Source organism: Streptomyces sp. SID3212, from assembly GCF_009865405.1.
GTDB lineage: Bacteria > Actinomycetota > Actinomycetes > Streptomycetales > Streptomycetaceae > Streptomyces.
In genome coordinates this window covers 1-18,908 of sequence record NZ_WWJY01000168.1, presented here as the reverse complement: position 1 = coordinate 18,908, position 18,908 = coordinate 1, and the positions used below count along the sequence as shown (strand labels likewise).

Below are 18,908 nucleotides of genomic sequence, written 5' to 3'. Positions count from 1 at the left end.
AGGCGCCGTAAAACATGCAGTCCGGACATACGCGCCTCCGGAGGCCCCACCCCCCGTCACCACGACACACCCAGCCCGTCCGGCGATTGAGGACATCAGTAAGCGCAACCAAACGCACCGGGCAGAGGCCACACCCAAGCCCGTCCGGCGATTGAGGACAAGCAGTAAGCGCAACCGACCACCGGGCAGGATCAGCGCAGGCCCGCGAACAGATCGTTCTCGGGCACGGCCCCGCCAGTCACACCCCTGACCCGCACAAACGTCTCGACGCCCATCAACTCCCCGAACCTCTCCTTCCCCATCTTGAGAAAGAAGATGTTCTCCCCCTGGCTCGCATGCGCAGCCAACGCGTCGAACTTCTGCCCGCTGAACGCCGTCGTGTCCACCCACGTGCTGATCTCGTCGTCGGGAAGCCCGATCTTGGCCATCTCCGCGACCTCGGCCGGATCCGGCTCCGGCGCGTCCTCGTGGAACTCGTGCATCGCCTCCCCGAACCGCCGCATCGCCGATCGGGGCATGGTCGTCCAGTACACCTTCGGAGTCGAGGCGCTCGCCTCCGACGCGCTCGCCTCCGACGCCCCCGCCTCCGACGCGCCCGCCTCAGACGCAAGCATCTCCAGCGCCGCCATCGTGATCCGATGGGCCTGAATGTGGTCGGGGTGGCCGTAGAACCCATTCTCGTCGTACGTCACGACCACGTCCGGCCGATAGTGCCGCATGAGCTCCGCGAGCCGGGCCGCGCCCTCCTCCACGGGGGTCTGCCAGAACGACCCCGGAGCGTCGTTCGTCGGCCAGCCCATCATCCCGGAGTCGGCGTACCCCAGCATCTCCAGATCGCTGATCTTCAGGACGTCACAGCTCGCCTCGAGTTCCTGACGGCGCATCGAGACGACGGCCGCCGGATCGTGCCCGGGGTCGCCGGGCTTCACACCCCCCGGTCCGTCACCACAGCCGCCGTCGGTACAGGTCACGAGGACCGTACGGACGCCTTCCGCCGCGTACCGCGCGAGGACCCCTCCCGTCCCGGTGGCCTCGTCGTCGGGGTGGGCGTGTACCGCCATGAGCGTCAAGGGTCGGCCAGTCATGAAAAACAGTCCTCCTGCGTGAACCCGGATCCTGGTGGGGCGGAAGACCCGCGGTCTCCGTACTCCCGGCCCGCACGGCGCCGGTCCCTTGGAACATGTAACCGTGCCGACCGGACCTGCTGTTCCCGCCACGGCCCCGTGACCTGTACGTCGCGCCCCGCGCGGCGCACGGCACGGCGCCCCGCATGCCGCACCGCACGGCAACGTACCCCGCTGGAGGGCGGGGGCCGGGGCCGGGGCCGCCGGTCTCCGCGGCGCGCACTTTCTGTGCGAGTCCTGTTAGCCCGCTGTACGCCTTTTGCCTGTCTCATGGCGCATGGTCATGAACGCGGCGGGCGCGATCCCGGTGCGTGCACTGCCGTCTCGCTCCGCACGCTCCGGCGTGAGTCTGACAACGTTGTCTTCCTCTCTCCGGGGGACTGTGCGGGCGTATCACGACGCTGGAGAGGTTACGTGCCCATCAGATCCCGAACTCCCCTGCCCCGCGCGGTTCTTCCGCGCACCGCCCGCCGACGTCGACGGCCCCTGCGCGCGACGGTCGCCCTGCTGCTCTCCGGTGCGCTCGGCCTCGGCGCGCTGGCCGGTGCCGGTGCCGGCGTGGCCACGGCGGCACCCGCCGCGAGCCCGTCCGCCCAGACGTCCGCCGGGACGTCCGGCGCTACGGACTACACGAAGCTCGTCGACCCGTTCGTGTCGACCGCCGGCGACGACGGCAACGACCTGCCGGGCGCCCAGGCGCCGCACGGTCTGGCCAAGGTCAACCCGCTGACCACGCCGAACCGCAACCACACCGGGTACGACTACAACGAGGACCACATCGCCGGGTTCACCGCCACGAACCTCGACGGCGTCGGCGGCTCGGGAGGCGGCGGCGACCTGCTCGTCGTCCCGACCTCCGTGCGGTACGACAGCCGCCCCGCCACCGGTACGTACGCCCACCCGTACAGCCACGACGACGAGAGCGCGACCCCCGGCTCCTATCAGGTGGGCCTCGGCGCCCTCTCCGGAACCGGGTCCGCCGTGAAGCAGGACTCCGGCACCATCAAGGCCGAGACGGCCGCGACGACCCGTACGGCGTTGCAGCGGTACGCCTTCCCCGCCGGATCGTACCCCGAGCTGGTCCTCGACCTCGCGAACAACTTCACCAGCCGCACCCGCTCGACCCTCAAGGCGACGACGCTCCCGGACGGGACCACCTCGATCGCCGGGCTCGTCGCGGGATCCTTCAACGGGGCCTCGTACCAGCTGTATTACCACGCCACCACGAACGTCCCCGTGACCTCGCTGAAGACCTGGGGCAACGACGGCAGGCTGAGCGACGCGACCACGCGCGACGGCTCCGACACCGGCGCCGTCCTCGGGTTCGACCGGGCGGCCGGGAACGACATCGAACTGCGCGTCACACTCTCGCCGGTCAGCGCGGAACAGGCCGCGACCGACCAGCGGAACGAGGTGGGCGGCCTCACCTTCGACCAGGCGCGCGCCCGCACGAAGGCGGAGTGGAACAGCGCGCTCGGCGCCGTCGCCGTACGCGCCTCGGCGACATCCGACCCCGGGTCGACGCTCACCAAGGAGTTCTACACGCACCTGTACCGCATGTACGCGCTGCCGGTGAACGCCACCAGCACCAGCGGCACGTACCGCGGCGCCGACGGAGCGGTGCACCGGGCGAACGGCTTCACGTACTACGACGGCTGGTCCACCTGGGACGACTTCCGCAAGTACTCCGTCGAGGCGTACATCGACCCGTCCACCTATCGGGACATGGTGCAGTCGCTCATCGTGCTCTTCGCCGACGCCCGCGCCTCCGGCAAGAGCCTCGGCAGCCTCACCCACTCCGTTCCGACCGTGCGCTGGGAGCGCTCGGCGGTGCTGGTCGCCGACGCGCTGTCGAAGGGCTTCAAGAACTTCGACCGGCTGGACGAGGCGTACCCGGCGTTGCTGTCGTACTCCGGCTTCTACACCGGGGCGCAGCTGCGCCAGGGATACGTCACCGGGGATCCCGGTACGACCGTCCAGCGCGGGTACGACCAGTGGGCGCTCTCCGTCGTCGCCGACGCGCTCGGCAAGAAGGCGGACGCGAAGAAGCTCCGTACCCAGTCGACCATGGCGATCGACAACCTCGTGAAGTCCGGCGCCTGGACGGCGGCCGACGGCACCGGGGTCGGTCTGCTCACCCCGCGCGCCGAGGGCGGTGACTGGCAGAGCGCCGACTACGAGAAGTTCGAGGCGGCCGGCCTCTACCAGGGCACGCTGTGGCAGTACCACTGGTACGACGCGTACGACATGGGCGGCCTCATCGAGGCCATGGGCGGTCCGAAGGCCGGAAAGGCCGCCGTCCGGCACATGTTCGGCGAGGACTCCACCGCCGACGACGGCTCGACCATGCTGCACTCCAACGCGAACGAGATCGACCTCCAGGCGCCGTACCTCTTCAACTACGTGGGCGAGCCGAGCCTGACGCAGAAGTGGGTACGGGCCATCTACACCGGCACGACGTGGAACCGCTACATCGCTACGGGCTCCACGAACGAGGCCCCCAGCTCCGGCGGCCAGTTCACCCCGCCGGTGAAGACCCAGGTCTACAAGCTCTCGCCGAACGGCTTCCTGCCGACGATGGACAACGACGCCGGCACCATGTCGACCATGTTCGTCGGTGCCGCCCTGGGGTTGTTCCCGGTGACCGCCGGTTCCAGCCAGTTCCAGATCGGCAGCCCGTTCTTCGACTCCACGACCATCACGTACGCCAACGGCAGCCGCTTCACGGTGAAGGCGGACGGCGTCTCGCCGAGCGACTACTACGTGCAGAGCGCGACCCTCAACGGCAAGCGCTTCGGCAACGCGTGGCTGGACTACTCCCAGATCATCTCCGGCGGCACGCTGGACTTCACCATGGGCTCCAGGCCCTCGCAGTGGGGCGCCCGCACGGAGCCCGCGTACTCGCTGAACACCGACGCGGGCGACACGGGTGACGGCGGTACGGGTGACGGCGGTACGGACCACGGCGGTACGGGCCACGGTGATACGGGAACGGGCCGGGGCGACACCGTCCTCTCCGCCCACCCGGGCACCGTCGACACGGCCGCGGACGGCGCCGTCGACGGCAGCGTGACGCTGACCCTGGACGGCCCCGCGTCCTTCGCCGCCCGCAAGGGAACGAGTCTCACCAGGACCGGGGCGGCGACCGTGACCGGCCTGCCGGGCGGTGTCACGGCGGACCTCCGCGTCAGCGGCTCCCGCACGGCCACGCTGTCGCTCACCGGCACCACGAAGGTCGACGCGCGCTTCGGCGTCACATTCCAGGACGCGGCCTTCGCCCACGGCGTACGGGCCTCGACGGTGGGCGGCACCGGGATCTCCCCGACCGACCCGCTCGTCGTCTCTGCCGCCGCCGTGCCTCGCAAGGCCCTCGGCGCACTGGTCGACCAGGCGTCCCTGGTGCGCGCCGGCAGCTACTCCGACGGCTCCTGGAGCCTGTTCCGTTCGGCCCTCGAACGCGCGCGGACCGTCCTCGCGGACCCCGCGTCCGCGACCGGCACGCTGATGGCCGCGGACGACGCGCTGCGCTCCGCCATCGACACGCTCACGCTCGACGAGGGCGGCTACGCCGTCCTCCAGGCCGAGGACCCCGACCAGAAGGAGGGCCCCAGCCTCGTCAGCGAGCGCAACAACTCGGACGGCAACCTCGGCGGTGTCACCGAGGGATCGTGGGAGCGGTTCACGAAGCTGGACTTCGGCGGGGTCGCCCCGCAGAGCGTCTCGGTCCGCTACGCCAACTCGCAGGCGGTGGACGCGAAACCGAGCAGCGTCGACATCCACGCCGGAGCCGCTGACGGCCCGGTCGTCGCCACCGTCCAGCTGCCCGGGACCGGCGGCTGGCAGTACTACAGCACGGTGCAGGCGAGCGTCACCGACCCGGACGCCCTGCTGGAGGCGGAGAGCGCGACGTTCGTGTTCCACGCCCCGTCCGGCCAGCAGTGGGTGTCGAACTTCGACTGGCACCAGTTCTCGCCGTACGAGATCTCCGCGTCGCCCACGACCACGCTCGCCACGCTGACCACGGCCAACACAACCGAGACCGAGGGCGGTTCGCTCCCGCTCAACCTCTCGAACGGCATCTTCGAGAACGTGACGAACGGCGCGTGGGCGCGGTGGAAGGACACCGACCTCGGCGACGGCGCCGACACCGTCACCGTCCGCTACGACAAGCCGCAGTCGCGAGCGGCGTCCGACTCGCACATCGAACTGCGCCTCGGCTCGAAGGACGGCCCGAAGAGCGTCGACATCCCCCTCGACTACAGCGGTGCGGGCTGGGGAACGGTCGCCACCACGAGCGTCCGGCTCGACCCGGCCGTCCTCACCGGCGTCCAGGACGTGTACGCCGCCTTCCTCTCCAGCACGCAGACGGACGCCCAGCCGTACGTGGGCAACGTCTACTCGCTGACCCTGACGCGGGAGGCCGGCGCCCCCGTGGGCTTCGACGCCACCGCGTTCCGCTCGCACAGCGGTGGCGGCCTCAAGAGCGAGCCGGTCGGCTGGCCCGGCTCCGGCTCCACCACCGACCTCGGCGGTACGTACGACGGAGCCTGGCTCGACTACGGGGACGTCGACTTCGGCGCCTCCCCCAAGAGCACCGTCACGCTCACCTACGTCAACAACTCCGCCCGCTGCGGCACGGGTTCGGCCGTCCAGCTCTACCTGGACTCCTTCGACCCGGCCGACCCCGGCACGCCGTACGCGACCGTACCGCTGCCGGTCACGGGCAGCGCGTGGTCGGCAGGAGGGACGACAACTCTGGTGCTGCCCAAGGCGATCACCGGCAAGCACGCCGTCCATCTGCGGCTGACGACGAACCCGGACGCCGCCCACCCGTACGTCGCGAACCTGGCCCGTATCACCTTCGACCACGTCGACACGCCCGCCGTCACGGACAAGTCCGCGCTGCGGAAGGCGATCGACCGGTACGAGGGAGTCTCCGGCGACGCGGAGCGCTACAACCCGATCGACTTCGGGGTGTACGTACGCGAACTCGGGGCGGCCCGCGCCCTGTTCGACGCGGACGACGCGACCCAGCTCGAAGTCGACGCGCAGGCGCGCCGACTCACCCTGGCCGCCACCCAGTTGGTGCCGCTGCCGAGGCTGCGGCTGGAGAACCTGGTCACCACCGCGTCGGCTCTCACCAACGACCGCTACACGGACGCGTCGTGGAAGGCGTTCACCACGGCGCTCGCCGCGGCGAGGACCGCGGTCGCGGACGGTACGGCCACGGACGCGGCCCTCACCGCCCGCTTCGACGCCCTCGATCACGCGAGGTCCGCGCTCACCACGAAGCCCAGGACGGTGCCCGCCCCGCCCGACGCGGTGTCGGCGACGTCGGCCGGCTCCAGTGTGACCGTCGCCTGGTCCGCGCCCGAGGACACCGGCGGCTCCCCGGTCACCGGCTACGAGATCACCCTCGACGACGGCCACCAGGTGCAGATCCACGATCCGGACAGCCGGAGCACGACGTTCACCCGGCTGCGGACGGGCCGGTCCTACACGGCACGCGTCCGGGCGGTGAACCGGTTCGGCGCCTCGCACCCGAGCGCCGCGACGGCACCCGTGGTGACCGGCGGCGGCACGCCGCAGAAGCCGGCCGTGCGGAGTGTGATCACCGAGGGCAAGCAGGTCCGGGTGACCTGGCGGGCGGCCGGCGACGGCGGATTCCCGGTCATCGGCTACACCGTGGCCCTCGGCGACGGGACCACCGCGCACGTGCCCGCCACCACCGGTACGGCCCTGCTCACGACCACGGGCACGGCCAGGGCGCACACGGCCACCGTGACCGCGGTCACCCTGGCCGGAAGCTCGGACGACTCCGGCGCGACGGCTCGGGCGACGGCCGCGACCGCCCGGGCGACGGTTTCGGCGACCGCTCCGGTGACCGCCTCCCCTTCGGCGACCACCTCCGCTCCGGCGACCGCCTCCGACCCCGCGTACGAGCCGTCCCCCTTCCCGGACGACACGCTGAACGCGACCTACGCGTCCGACAAGTGGCCCGGGGCCGGCGACGGCACGGACTACTTCGACGCCCTGCTCAACGGCTTCGAAGACCTCCCCTCCGGCATCCTCGGCGCCGCCACCGAGGTGCCCCACGGCACCGCGCTCACCGCCGAGAACGACGAGATCGCCGTACGCGTCAACAACGCGGCGACCCAGAAGGAGGTGGACCGGGCCGAGGTCGACGCGACGAACAGTCCCACCGTCACGATGGCCGACGGCCTCGGCTCCCGGCTCGGCCCGATCTATCAGGACGCCCTGAGCAGCGGCCAACTGCCCAAGACCAGCGCCCTGTTCGCCCGCGTCACGAAGAATCTCGACAAGGTCGACGCGGCGAAGGACCACTACGCCTACCCGCGCCCGTACGTACGGCTCGGGTTCGTGGGTGACGGCGGCGACATCTACGAGTCGCGGGACGGTTCGTACGGCAGCCTCGCCACCAGCGGCTCGTACCCGAGCGGCCACACCTACAGCGGCTACGAAGCCGGGACCGTCCTCGCCACGCTCCTCCCGGAGTTGGCACCGTCGATCCTCGCGCGGACCTCGGAGTACGGGGACAACCGCGTCGTCCTCGGCTTCCACTACCCGCTCGACGTCATGGGCGGACGCATCGCGGGACAGGCCACCGTCGCGCACCGCTGGGCGGATCCCGGCTTCGCGAAGCTGCTGACCCAGGCCCACACCGAGATGGAGAACGTGCTGCTCGCGCGGTGCGAGAAGGAGGGGTACGGCGACACGCTCGCGGCCTGCGCGGGCGACTCGTACGGCGGGCTGAGCAGGGCGCAGCACGTCGACCTGTACACGCGGCGCCTGACGTACGGGTTCTCCCGGGTGGGGAAGGCCGGGCAGGCCCTCAGGACACCGTCCGACGCGGCGGCCCTGCTGATCACCGCGTTCCCGGATCTCACCACCGGGCAGCGCACGCAGATCCTGGAGCAGACCGCGACGGACTCCGGGTACCCGCTCGACGTCACCGGGGACGGCGGAGCGAGCTGGGAGCGGATCAACCTGGCGGCGGCGATGACGGCACGCGTGAAGGTCGGCGCCGACGGGTCCGTCACCGTCACCAACTTCCCGGACGCCACCGGGGCGAGTGCCGCCGACGCGAAGGCGATCAAGGTCGGGGGCGTCGCGATCGACGGCTTCGACCCGGCGGTGTCCACGTACGTGGTCGACTGGCCGAAGAGCACGAGGATCCCGGCCGTCTCCGCCGTACCGGAGCGGTCCGGCGCGCGGGTGAAGGTCACCGACGGCGGCTCGGTCCTCTCGTCGGCCGGCTCCCGGCTCACCACCCGTACGGTCAAGGTGACTTCGGCCAACGGTTCGGTCACGCGGGTCTACACGGTCGGCTTCGCGGTCGGCTTCCGGCCCACGGACCGCGACGGTCGGTAGGTAGCCCGGAAGGCCGGAAGGCGGCGGCAGGATCCCGCTGATCCTCGGGAGGCGCACCGCCGACGGCGGCCGGCCCCTCCGGGCGAACCCCTGGTGTTCGCCCGGAGGGGCCGTCGCCATGGCGGCCCGGGCATGCCGTCCTGGTCGCCGCCTCCCCGATTCCTAGGTGGACGCCGCCTGCTGACCGGCCATCAGGTGATCGACCAGCGCCAGCAGCACGTCGCGGCCGGCCGCCCGGTCGCGGGCGTCGCAGAGCAACAGCGGCACCTGGGGGTCCAGCGCGAGCGCCCCGCGGATCTCCTCCACGGTCCGGTCCCGCACTCCGTGGAAGCAGTTGACGCCGACGACGAAGGGGATGCCCCGGCTCTCGAAGAAGTCGATCGAGGCGAAGCTGACGTCCAGCCGCCGGGTGTCGACCAGGACCACCGCGCCCATCGCCCCGTTGACCAGGTCGTTCCACATGAACCAGAAGCGCTCCTGGCCGGGCGTGCCGAACAGGTAGACGACGAGGTCGGCGCTGATGGTGATCCGCCCGAAGTCCAGCGCGACGGTGGTGGTGAACTTGTTGTTCAGGCCCGCCAGGTCGTCCACACCGACGCTGGCCCGGGTCAGGTACTCCTCGGTGCGCAGCGGGGCGACCTCGCTCACCGAGGCGACCAGAGTCGTCTTCCCGACGCCGAACCCGCCGGCGACCAGGATCTTCACGGCCAGGGGAGCGGTGTCCGTACCGTCCGCCGTGGGGTCGGAAGCGCGGCCGGACGTGTGCTCAGAGCTGGCGTAGTCCATCTCTCACCGCCTCAAGGATAGTCATGTCGGGAAGGCCGCCCGGCCGGGTGAACGGCCGCGGCGAACGGGCCCACATCTGCCCGGAGTCGACCAGATCGCCGATGAGGATCTTGGCCAGCGACACCGGAAGGCCCAGTTCGGCGGCGACTTCCACCACCGCCTTGGGCTTCCGGCAGATCGCGAGGATCGTGCGGTGCTCCGGCTGCATCCTGCGCACCGAGAGCGCCGCCCGCGTGGTGGTCTCGGGCACCGTCGTCAGCAGGGTGATCAGGGTGAGATCGGCCCGCTCGGGGGTCGTACGACCGCTGGTGATCGTGTAGGGGCGGACCAGTTGCTCGGCGGCGTCATCGTCGTCGAACCCCTCGGTCCAGTGCGTCATCCGGCTCTCCCGGCGTCGTCGGACGGTGGCGTACGCGCGTCGGTGCCCAGCCGCCTTCCGACCTGCTGGACCAGGGTGTGCATCGCGACGCTCATCAGCTCGGCGTCGACCTCCTGGGAGGCGATCACCGCCAGGTGCGTACCGCGGCCGGCGGAGATCACGAACAGCCACAGGTCGGCCATCTCGACGATGACCTGATGCACCGGGCCGCCGCCGAAGAGCTGGCCGGTGCCGCGGGCGAGGCTCTGCTGGCCGGTGGCGATCGCGGCGAGCCGCTCGGCGTCCGGGCGGTCGATGGTCCGCGAACGGCTCATCACCAGGCCGTCGTCGGAGAGCACGATGGCGTGCCGGGTGCCCGTGACCTGGTCGACCAGGCCGTCCAGAAGCCAGTCCAGATCCACGTCGGTGGCCGTCGTTCGCTGCGTCATTCTCGATCATCCGTCCTAGGAGTGCCGGGCCGGTCGGACGCGGGAGGCCGTTCGCCGTAGCCGTCACCGTTGCCGTATCTGTAGCCGTAACTGTTGGCAGCGCCGTTGCCGTTGCCGTAACTGTTGGCAGCGCCATCGCCGTTGCCGGTGCCGCCGTCGCGGCCGGAGTCGTAGCCGTAGCCGGTGGTGTGACCGGTGTCGTAGCCGGGTTCATAGCCGGGGGCGTACCCACCCCCGGCACCGGAAGCGCCGTCGAAGGTCGCGTCGAAGGCCCCGTGAACACCCCCGCCGGTGCCGCCGAAACCGTTGCCGTACTCGGCCGAGACGCCGCCGTCCGAGCCGTCCCCTCCCCGGGCCAGCCGGGACTGCCGCTGGAACGCGCCGATCGCGGCCCCGGACCGGCCGGGCCGTTCGGGGACCGTCCAGAGGTCCGGCTCGTCCATCGCCTCCGGTTCCGCCGCGACCTTGAGTTCGGGCGCAAGGCTGGCCTGGCGGACCCGCTGGGGCAGCGGCCTCACTCCGTCCGGCGGGGGCGGCGGGGCCTGAGGAGCCAGAGGAGCCAGAGGGGCGGGAGGGGCCGGCGGGGACGCCCCGATGTCGTCCGGCGGCCGGAGCCCGCCCGCGGTGACGTTCGCCATCGCGTGTCCCCTGGCGCGGAAAGGCAGCCGCCCGTCCTCGTGCGACGTCCCCGGACCAAAACCGGCGCCGTGCGGGTGCCGCCTCGGACCGGGCGCGTACGACGGGACCTCCGGAGCGTGTACGACCGGCTGCCCCGGCGCCTCGCCCTGCGGTGCCACCACCATCTCCTGCGGCAGCAGCACGATCACCCGCGTGCCACCGAAGGCGGAAGGCCGCAGCTCCACCCGCAGGCCCAGGCCCGCCGACAGCCGGGCGACCACGTACAGACCGAGCCGTACGTCATCTGCCTGGGCCATCACGTCGAGCTGCGGCGGCGCCTCCATCAGCGCGTTGGCGGCGGCGTACTGCTCGGGCTCCATGCCCAGGCCGCGGTCCTCGATCTCGACCGCGAGACCCCGGCTGACCGGCGCGGCCCGTACCTCGACCGGATTCGGCGGCTTGGAGAAGGCGGCGGCGTTCTCCATCAGCTCCGCGAGGATGTGCACCAGCGGACCCACCGCCCGCTGGTGCACCCAGGGCTCGCCCTCGACGTCGATCGTGATCCGCCGGTAGTCCTGCACCTCGCCCTGCGCGGCGCGCAGCACGTCGAGCAGCTGGACCGGCTTGTGCCAGCGGCGCTGCGGCTGGCCGCCGCCGAGGATGACCAGGTTCTCCTCGTAGCGGCGCAGCCGCGCGGTGAGGTGGTCCAGGTCGAACAGGCCGTTCAGTACGTCCGGGTCGTCGTGGGTACGTTCCAGCTCGTCCAGCTTGCGCAGCTGGAGGCCGATGAGGATCTGGGTGCGGCGGGCGATCCGCTGGAGCAGGCGCTCGAAGCCGCGGTGCTGTTCGGCCTGGCGTACGGCGGTGGAAACGGCGCTGCGGCTGGCCGCGTTCAGGGCCCGCCCCAGCTCGCCCAGCTCGTCGGGGGTGGGCTCGACCAGCCGTACCTCGGTGTCCACGTCGACGCTCTCGCCGCGCTCCAGCCGGGACACCACGTCGGGCAGCCGCCGCTGGAGTTGGACGGCTTCCTCGCGCAGGGCGTGGATGCGCCGGCGCAGGGTGACGGTGAGGCGCCAGCTGGTGAGGATGACCAGGATGACGGCCAGCAGGCCGGCGGCGCTGATGACGACGAGGGTCCGCTGGAGCTGGCTGACACTGTCGGCGGAGACCTTGCCGAGGTTCGCGGCCCGGACCAGGGCCAGATCGAGCAGCCGCGGGGAGTTGGCGTCCACCGCCTCGCGCCACCGGGTGTGGATCTGGTCGAGCACCAACTCGCCCTGAGTGTGGTGGGGACCGGCCTCGACGACCTGCCCCTCCAGATCCTGTTGTGTCGCCCACGACTTCGCGGCCGTCAGCTTCTTGTACGTGTCGCGTTCGGTCCCCGTGAGGCCGAGGGCGACGCGCTGGAGGAGGTAGTCCTGAGCGCCGACCGCGTCGACGAACACGTTGTATTCCTCGATCGTCAGATATCCGGTCTTCCAGTTCCGGCCGAGCAGGGCGTTCTCGCGCCCGAGCATGTCGATGGCGCTGTAGAGGTCGACCATGGTGTGCGCCAGCGAGGTCACACCGGCGTTGCTGCTGCGGCCCAGCGCCGTGAAGACACCGATCAGCGAGTCGACGGTGCCGCTGTAGTAGTCGAACGCGGCCTTCTGGCCGGCCGACCGGGAGTCCACCGCCTTGCGCCGTACGGAGAGTTCGTCGAGATCGTGCACCGTGTCGGCGAGGGCCTTGCCGAGCCCCTGCTGCCCGTGCGAGGTGCTCTCGGCCGCGACGGGACGAAAGCCGGTCACCGCCTTGTCGGTCGCGGTGCGCGCGGCGGCCAGCTCGCGACGGGTGGCGGTGCCCGGGTCGCCCAGCGCTTCGGCGGTGAGCCGCCGCTCCTCCTGGAGGGACGTGAAAAGGTCGGACGCCGGCCGGTTCAGCGAGGCGGTCAGGTCGGTCTGGGACTTCTCCGACTGCCAGCGGGTGGCCAGTTGATACGTACTCAGGCCCCACAGCGGCGCGAGCGCGAGGCTCGGCACGACCACGAGGATGATCAGAACGGTACGCAGGGGCAGTCGACGGGAGCCGCCTCCTGACCCGACCGGCCCCGCGACCAGCTGGGTCGACGTCGGCGCGGCCGCACCCGGTGGCTGGTTCCCGCTGGCCGTGTCTCGGGTCCGCCCGCCCCCGGGCCCGCGCCCGAACCTACCCAATCCGGTCACTTTAGGGATGCTCCCCTCACCGTTCGGTGCCTCTATGAGGAAAAATCGCCAAAGTCCGGCGACTGGTGGCCGATAGTAGCCACATGCAACGAACCTCGTAACCCCTGTGCGGCACCTGGCGGATCCGGGGTGAGGGAGGTGTGTTCCGGACAATCCCGGCTGTGGTGCCCGAGGAGCGGGTGGGGTGGAGGAGGCAGGAAGAAATGAGAGAGGGCGACGCAGCGGCCGGAACAGCTGACCCACGCCGCGGGCCGACGGAACGGAGGGGGCCTCGGGGCCGCAGGGGCATATGCGGCGAGCACCGGAACGGCTGGCGGAGAGCGTTGTGCCGGGCCGTACTTCTGGGAAAGTGAGCAACGGATTCGAACGGTGGCACGTGTCAGGCGTCCGCCCTGAGGCACCGCCTCAGGGACACGTTCGGTCCCACAGGCTCAAGCACGGATCGCGCAGGCAGCACTCATCAACAGGAGGCACGCCGATGCACGTCCGCACCTCAGCTCTGTCAACCAGACCCGTCCGGGCCGTACTGCTCGTCTTAGGCATGCTGGCCGCGCTGCTGGCCGCCGCCGTTCCCGCCGCCGGCCCCGCCCAGGCCGCCGTACCCGACCGCTGGGGATTCGCGTATCTGGACAACGCGACCCCGCCTCCCGGCTACGTACCCGATCCCTCCCGGCAGTGGGGAAGTTGGGCCTCTCCGTCCGCCAACCCGGTCAGGGTGGACCAGATCGGCCTCGGTTCGTACGTCGTGCACTTCCCGCTGATCGGCGGACCGGGCGGGATCGCCCACGCCACCGCGGTGAACACCGCCGGCCTGTGGTGTCAGATCGCCGACTGGAAGACCGTCGGGTCCGGTCAGGACGTCTACGTGAGCTGCTACCTCCCCAGCGGCGCGCCGGCCAACTCCACCTTCACGGTTCTCTACACGAGCAGCAGCGGACCGCCCGCCACGCCCTCGGGCTCGTACGGCTATCTGAACTCGGACAGCGCAGGCACGGTCCTCACCCAGTACAACTCCACGGGCGCCACCAACGCGGTGAGCAAGGGCGCGACCGGTATCTGGAAGGCATGGCTCCCCGGTCTCGGGCTGTCCAGCAACGCCGGCGATCTCCAGGTGACCGCGGTCGACGCGGTCCAGGGCGCGCGCTGCAAGGTGGCCGACTGGGCACCGGGCACGACCGGGCAGACGATCCTGGTCACATGCTACGACGCGTCCAACGCCCCGTACGACACCGAGTGGACCTTGAGCTACTCCTACCTGCGGGCGGTGCACGGCCCGGCGTTCCCGCCGAGGGCCTTCGGATACCTCTGGTACAACGGCTCGCTGCCTCCCCTGACCAACTACAACTCCATGGGAGCCACCAACACCTTCGCCGGCTCGGGAGCGCCCTACGCGGTCACCATGCCCTCGGTGGGCGTCCCGTCGGACACCGCCCAGGTCACCGCCTACGGCAGCGGCCCCACCTACTGCGGCCTGCACACACCGTGGACGAGGAGCAGCGGCTCGGTCCGCCTCTACGTAGCCTGCTTCGCCCCCGGCGGAGCACCGACCAAGAACCCCTTCTTCGTCGCCTACACGTCGGCCCACTGACCTGAGGCACGGGGTACCGCGGAGCGCACCGTGGGAAGGTGCGCTCCGCGGCTCGTCCGCGTACGGCCCCGCCGGCCGGACCGTCCGACCTGTTCGGCTTTTTCGGCTTTTTCGACGGCTCAGGCCAGGCCGGCCGCGATGGCGCGGCGTACGGCGTCGGCGCGGTCCTTGATGCCGGCCTTGGCGAAGAGGTTGTTGATGTGCGTCTTCACCGTGGCCTCGCTGATGAAGAGCCTTTCGGCGATGGCGCGGTTCGGCAGGCCCTGGCCGATCAGGGCGAGGACCTCGCGCTCGCGCGGGGTGATGTCGCCGGGCAGGAGCGGCCCGGGGGCCGGGGGCTTCGCGCGGACCGCCGCGAGAAGGCGGTCCTGGACCTCGCGGTCGAGGACGGACTGTCCCGCGGCGGCGGCGCGGATGGCGCGGGTGATGTCCTGGCGCCCCGCGTTCTTGGTGAGGTAGCCGCGGGCGCCTGCGCTCAGCGCGGCGAGGACGGAGTCGTCGTCGGCGAACGTGGTCAGGATGACCACGGCGACCGAGGGGTGCTCCTCGGTGAGCCGCCGGGTCGCCTCGGTGCCGTCCATCACGGGCATCCGCAGGTCCATCAGGACCACGTCGACCGGGTCGTGCGCGGCGACCGCGGCGAGCACTTCGGTGCCGTCGGCGGCCGAGGCGACGACGTCGATGTCCTCGGCCAGACCGAGGACCGCGGCCAGCGGCTCCCGTACGGCTGCCTGGTCGTCGGCGACGATCACGCGCAGCCGCCGGGTGTTCCGCGCCGGTTCACTCATCCCGTGATCACTGCCTCCACCTGCCAGCCGCCTTCGTCCGGTCCTTCGGTGACCGGGCCCGCGGTGATCGTGCCACCCAGCAGGGCGACCCGCTCCCGCATGCCGATCAGCCCCATTCCGCTGCCGGCGCCCGCGCGCACCGCGCGGGTCGGCGCGCTGTTGCGGATCCTCAGTGTCGTCGACGCCGCATCGAACGTCAGCTCTACGTGGACGTCGGAGCCCGGCGCGTGCCGTACGGCGTTGGTCAGCGACTCCTGCGCGATCCGCAGCAGGTTCTGCGTGATCCGGGAGGGCACCTCGCGCGGAGTGCCGGTGACGGTGAGGGCGTCGCGGTGGCCGGACGAGTCGAGCATCGCGGTCAGGCTGCCCACCAGCGGCAGGGAATCCTCGCGGAGCGCGTGTACGGTCCACTGGGCCTGCTTCAGACTCTCCTTGACCATGCTGTGCGCCTTCTGGTTCGCCTCGCGGACCCTGTCCAGGTCACCGGTCTCGATCAGGGCGTCCGCCAGTTCCAGCTGCATGTTGATGCCCGCGAGGGAGTGGGCCAGGACGTCGTGCACGTCGCGGGCGATCCGCCCCCGCTCGGTGAGGACGGCGGCCTGGGCCTCGGCGCGGGCGGCCCGCTCGGCGGACTCCGCGGCCTCGATCACCGCCTGGACTGCGCGTCGGCGGCTGCGGTTGACGATGCCGACGACGACCGGGACGCCGGTGGCCAGACCGACGGCCCAGGGCAGCAGGTCGTGGCCGGGGCCGACGCGGAAGTACAGGACTCCGCCGCACAGCAGGCCGGAGAACGCCGCGAGGGCCAGGGCGGCCTTGGGCGGTAGCCGGTATCCGGCGTGGCCGACGAGGAAGAACGCGAAGAGGTAGCTCGATCCGCTGCGGCTGACGGCGATCAGGGCCGCGGCGGCGACGATGCCGAGGGTCAGCCAGACCAGGGCCGCGCGGGGCGGGACCCTGCGCTCGGGCAGGTGCCGGGCGAGGAGGGCGAGGGAGTTGACGACGAGGAGCGCGGCGACCACGAGGCCCCGGCCGCTGAGGCCGATCGGCCGTACGGTGATGAACGCGGAGACGATGACGCACAGGGTCAGGACCCAGGCCACGCGAGGATCCTGACCCGCGAGGTTCGGCGGACCGGAGGCCCGGTACGGGGCAGAGCCGGTACCGGCCACGCTCTGCTCCGCAGGGATCGTCGGCCCTTCTGGGACGTTCTGCCCTTCCGGAAAGCTCTGCCCCTCCGGGACGCTCTCGCCTACCGGGATGTTCTGCCCTTCCGGGACGTTCTGTGCTTCGGGCACGGCGTGACCATAGTCCATGCTCAGGGCGTACGGTCGAGCGAGGGCGCCAGGTGCGTCGCCGCGGTCGTCCGCGCCTGCCGGCCGTTCACCATCCGGCCCTGGACGAAGATCGTCGCGAGCCGCGTGACGACCTCGGTGAGCGCCATCAGGACGAAGGCCGCGACCCAGGCCTGGTCGGTGGTGATGTGGTGGGCGACGCTGAACCGCGCGACGTCGTCGGCGCCGCCGTGCGAGACCCAGAGCTGGAACCCCATGCGGGCACCCATGCCGAGCACCCAGAGAATCGCGGAGACCGCACCGGCCTTGATCAACAGGTGCCCGCCCACGACCCGGATGCGGGTATGAACGCCGCCGGCGATACCGAGAGCCGCACCGACGGCCACGAGCGCGCCGATCAGCACCAGGTCGTTGCCCGCGGTGGGCACGTTGTCGAGGTACGTGTGGGCCACGAAGGCCACGATCCCCAGCGGGATCAGAAAGGTCCTGAGATCGAGACGGCCTTCCCGCAGCTGCCGGAAGACGATCAGGACGAGGGCGATGTCGGTGATCCACTCGGTCGTTGTCATGCCCCAAAGCCTGCTGGCACAGCCCGACGAGCACCTGGACCCAAGGGTGGAACGCCAGGTGGAGATCGCGATCCTGAGACTGACCACATCAGAGAGAGGTGACTCCATTCGCCACCGACCCCACCGACCCCACCGACCCCACCGACGCCTCGGCCAGACGCTCGAACGTCTCGTTGAGCACCACCCTGCGTTCGTCCTTGTACGCGGGATCCGGCTCCAAGCCGTCGATCGCCCGCTCCCACACACCCAGGAACCTCTCCTGCCAGCCTCTGATCACCTCGGGCGAGGGAAGGGCCAAGCCGACCCACCCCTGGCGCACCAGAACGAGCAGCAACTCCAGATCGCAGGGCACGGCCACGCCCCAATACTCGTCCGGTTCGAGCTCCACAGGATCACCGGCCATGGCCGCGCTCACCTCGGCCACCAACCTGCTGCCCAGCGCCCCAAGATGATCCGCCGCCGTATCACTGTCAAAGTTCCCCGCACCCCACGTGCCCACTGCTTGCCCTCCGCATCCTGCGCTGTCGTACGCGCCCGTCATCATCTCCTGGGCACCGTGGTCAAAGATGTCCGCTCGGAACTGCTGCGCGTGGCCGCGTGGCAGACTGTCGCAACCGCTTGGTGGTCGGGGGAGTTGGGGGCACCGGATGCTGGGGCATTTACGTGGGACCTCGCCGCGCGTCGTCGGACCGTATGTGACGCTGGCCCGGCTGGGAGCGGGAGGCATGGGCGAGGTCTTCCTGGCCCGACCGGAGCGTCTCCGCGCGGGGTACGGCCCGGCCGATCTTGTGGCCATGAAGGTGATCCGCAACGAAGTGGCCCGGGACGCGGAATATCTGCGGCGCTTCGCACGGGAGGCAGCGGTCGCGGCATCGGTCAACAGTCCCTACGTGGCACGCCTCACGGACAGCGATGTGACGGAGGAGTTGCCGTGGCTGACCACGGAGTTCGTGGTCGGGCCGACCCTGGCCCAGGCAGTGGGGCGGCACGGCAGCCTGCCGATGAGGGCGCTGGCCCGGCTGGGCGAGGGCATGGCCCGCGCACTGGTGGCGGTGCACGCCGCGGACGCCACGCACCGCGACCTGAAGCCGGCGAACGTACTGCTCGCCGCGGACGGACCGCGGCTGATCGACTTCGGCGTGGCCCGCACTCGCACCGCCACCACCCTGACGTCGACAGGACGCATCGTCGGCACGCCCGCCTACATGTCACCGGAGCACATTGCCGGGGGGCGGCACGTGGTGGCGGCCTCCGACGTGTTCTGCCTGGGATCGGTCTTGGCGTACGCGGCGACGGGCCGGGATCTGTTCGGGAGCGGGCCGGTCGGGGCGGTGCTCTACCGCGTGGCGGAAGCTGAGCCCCCGCTCCATGATCTGCCCGCCCCGTTGGTGCCCCTGGTCACGGCATCCCTGGCAAAGGACCCGGCGGCGAGGCCGACTGCGGACGATCTCGTGGAGTGGTTCGCCGCGCTGCGCGTCGCCTACGGCGAGGAAGGGGACGGCTCCCGGGCAGGTTGGCCGGCCCCGGTGGCACGGGACATCGAGGACGAGCACCGTGACGTCACAGCGCTGTGCGCGACGGGCTCTCCGCTCCTGCCACTGCCGCTGCCGCATCCCGCGACCGCCCGGGAACCGTACGCCGGACATCCGCTCGGCGCGGGCACCCTGGCCCCGCACCAGTTCCCGACCATGGGCTCTGCGCCGCCGGCGTCTGCCGCGCCCCCGGCCCCCCGCCCCC

12 protein-coding genes are annotated in these 18,908 nt (G+C 71.2%); 3 read left to right on the top strand and 9 right to left on the bottom strand.

The window, feature by feature from the left end:
* Positions 1-191: 191 nt before the first annotated feature.
* On the bottom strand, positions 192-1,085 hold the full coding sequence (locus GT042_RS04765) for a PIG-L family deacetylase (RefSeq protein ID WP_161307437.1): 894 nt from the start codon (positions 1,083-1,085) through the stop codon (positions 192-194).
* 453 nt (positions 1,086-1,538) lie between these two features.
* On the opposite strand from GT042_RS04765, the gene GT042_RS04760 reads away from it, so the two are divergent.
* On the top strand, positions 1,539-8,516 hold the full coding sequence (locus GT042_RS04760) for a glycoside hydrolase domain-containing protein (protein WP_161307436.1): 6,978 nt from the start codon (positions 1,539-1,541) through the stop codon (positions 8,514-8,516).
* Between the two features lie 162 nt (positions 8,517-8,678).
* Here the strand turns inward: GT042_RS04760 and GT042_RS04755 are convergent, their stop codons facing one another.
* The 4 genes from GT042_RS04755 to GT042_RS04740 are packed head-to-tail and all read right to left on the bottom strand — an operon-like array spanning position 8,679 to position 12,754.
* Entirely contained in the window at positions 8,679-9,302 is a 624-nt protein-coding gene (locus GT042_RS04755; RefSeq protein ID WP_161307435.1) for an ATP/GTP-binding protein, read from the bottom strand.
* A complete protein-coding gene (locus GT042_RS04750; RefSeq protein ID WP_161307434.1) occupies positions 9,283-9,681 on the bottom strand; it encodes a DUF742 domain-containing protein in 399 nt (132 codons plus the stop codon). The genes GT042_RS04755 and GT042_RS04750 overlap by 20 nt, the downstream gene beginning before the upstream one ends.
* Entirely contained in the window at positions 9,678-10,109 is a 432-nt protein-coding gene (locus GT042_RS04745) for a roadblock/LC7 domain-containing protein (RefSeq protein WP_161307433.1), read from the bottom strand. The genes GT042_RS04750 and GT042_RS04745 overlap by 4 nt, the downstream gene beginning before the upstream one ends.
* Positions 10,106-12,754 carry a nitrate- and nitrite sensing domain-containing protein gene (locus tag GT042_RS04740; protein ID WP_202532354.1) on the bottom strand — a complete coding sequence of 883 codons (2,649 nt, stop codon included), beginning with the start codon at positions 12,752-12,754 and terminating at the stop codon, positions 10,106-10,108. The genes GT042_RS04745 and GT042_RS04740 overlap by 4 nt, the downstream gene beginning before the upstream one ends.
* 718 nt (positions 12,755-13,472) lie before the next feature.
* Here GT042_RS04740 and GT042_RS04735 point away from each other — a divergent pair.
* The gene (locus tag GT042_RS04735; protein WP_237530464.1) at positions 13,473-14,519 is read left to right on the top strand and encodes a hypothetical protein; all 1,047 of its coding nucleotides are present in this window, start codon (positions 13,473-13,475) and stop codon (positions 14,517-14,519) included.
* A 119-nt stretch (positions 14,520-14,638) separates the two neighbouring features.
* Here the strand turns inward: GT042_RS04735 and GT042_RS04730 are convergent, their stop codons facing one another.
* From GT042_RS04730 to GT042_RS04715, 4 genes are all read right to left on the bottom strand, one after another.
* Complete coding sequence (locus GT042_RS04730; RefSeq protein ID WP_161307431.1) at positions 14,639-15,307, bottom strand: response regulator transcription factor; 669 nt, start codon at positions 15,305-15,307, stop codon at positions 14,639-14,641.
* The gene (locus GT042_RS04725; RefSeq protein ID WP_161307430.1) at positions 15,304-16,410 is read right to left on the bottom strand and encodes a histidine kinase; all 1,107 of its coding nucleotides are present in this window, start codon (positions 16,408-16,410) and stop codon (positions 15,304-15,306) included. The genes GT042_RS04730 and GT042_RS04725 overlap by 4 nt, the downstream gene beginning before the upstream one ends.
* A 215-nt stretch (positions 16,411-16,625) precedes the next feature.
* A complete protein-coding gene (locus tag GT042_RS04720) occupies positions 16,626-17,171 on the bottom strand; it encodes a hypothetical protein (RefSeq protein ID WP_161307429.1) in 546 nt (181 codons plus the stop codon).
* A gap of 88 nt (positions 17,172-17,259) precedes the next feature.
* A complete protein-coding gene (locus GT042_RS04715) occupies positions 17,260-17,574 on the bottom strand; it encodes a hypothetical protein (protein ID WP_345943683.1) in 315 nt (104 codons plus the stop codon).
* Positions 17,575-17,896: 322 nt separating this feature from the next.
* On the opposite strand from GT042_RS04715, the gene GT042_RS04710 reads away from it, so the two are divergent.
* A partial coding sequence (locus tag GT042_RS04710) for a serine/threonine-protein kinase (protein ID WP_161307427.1) occupies positions 17,897-18,908 on the top strand: 1,012 nt, incomplete at its 3' end.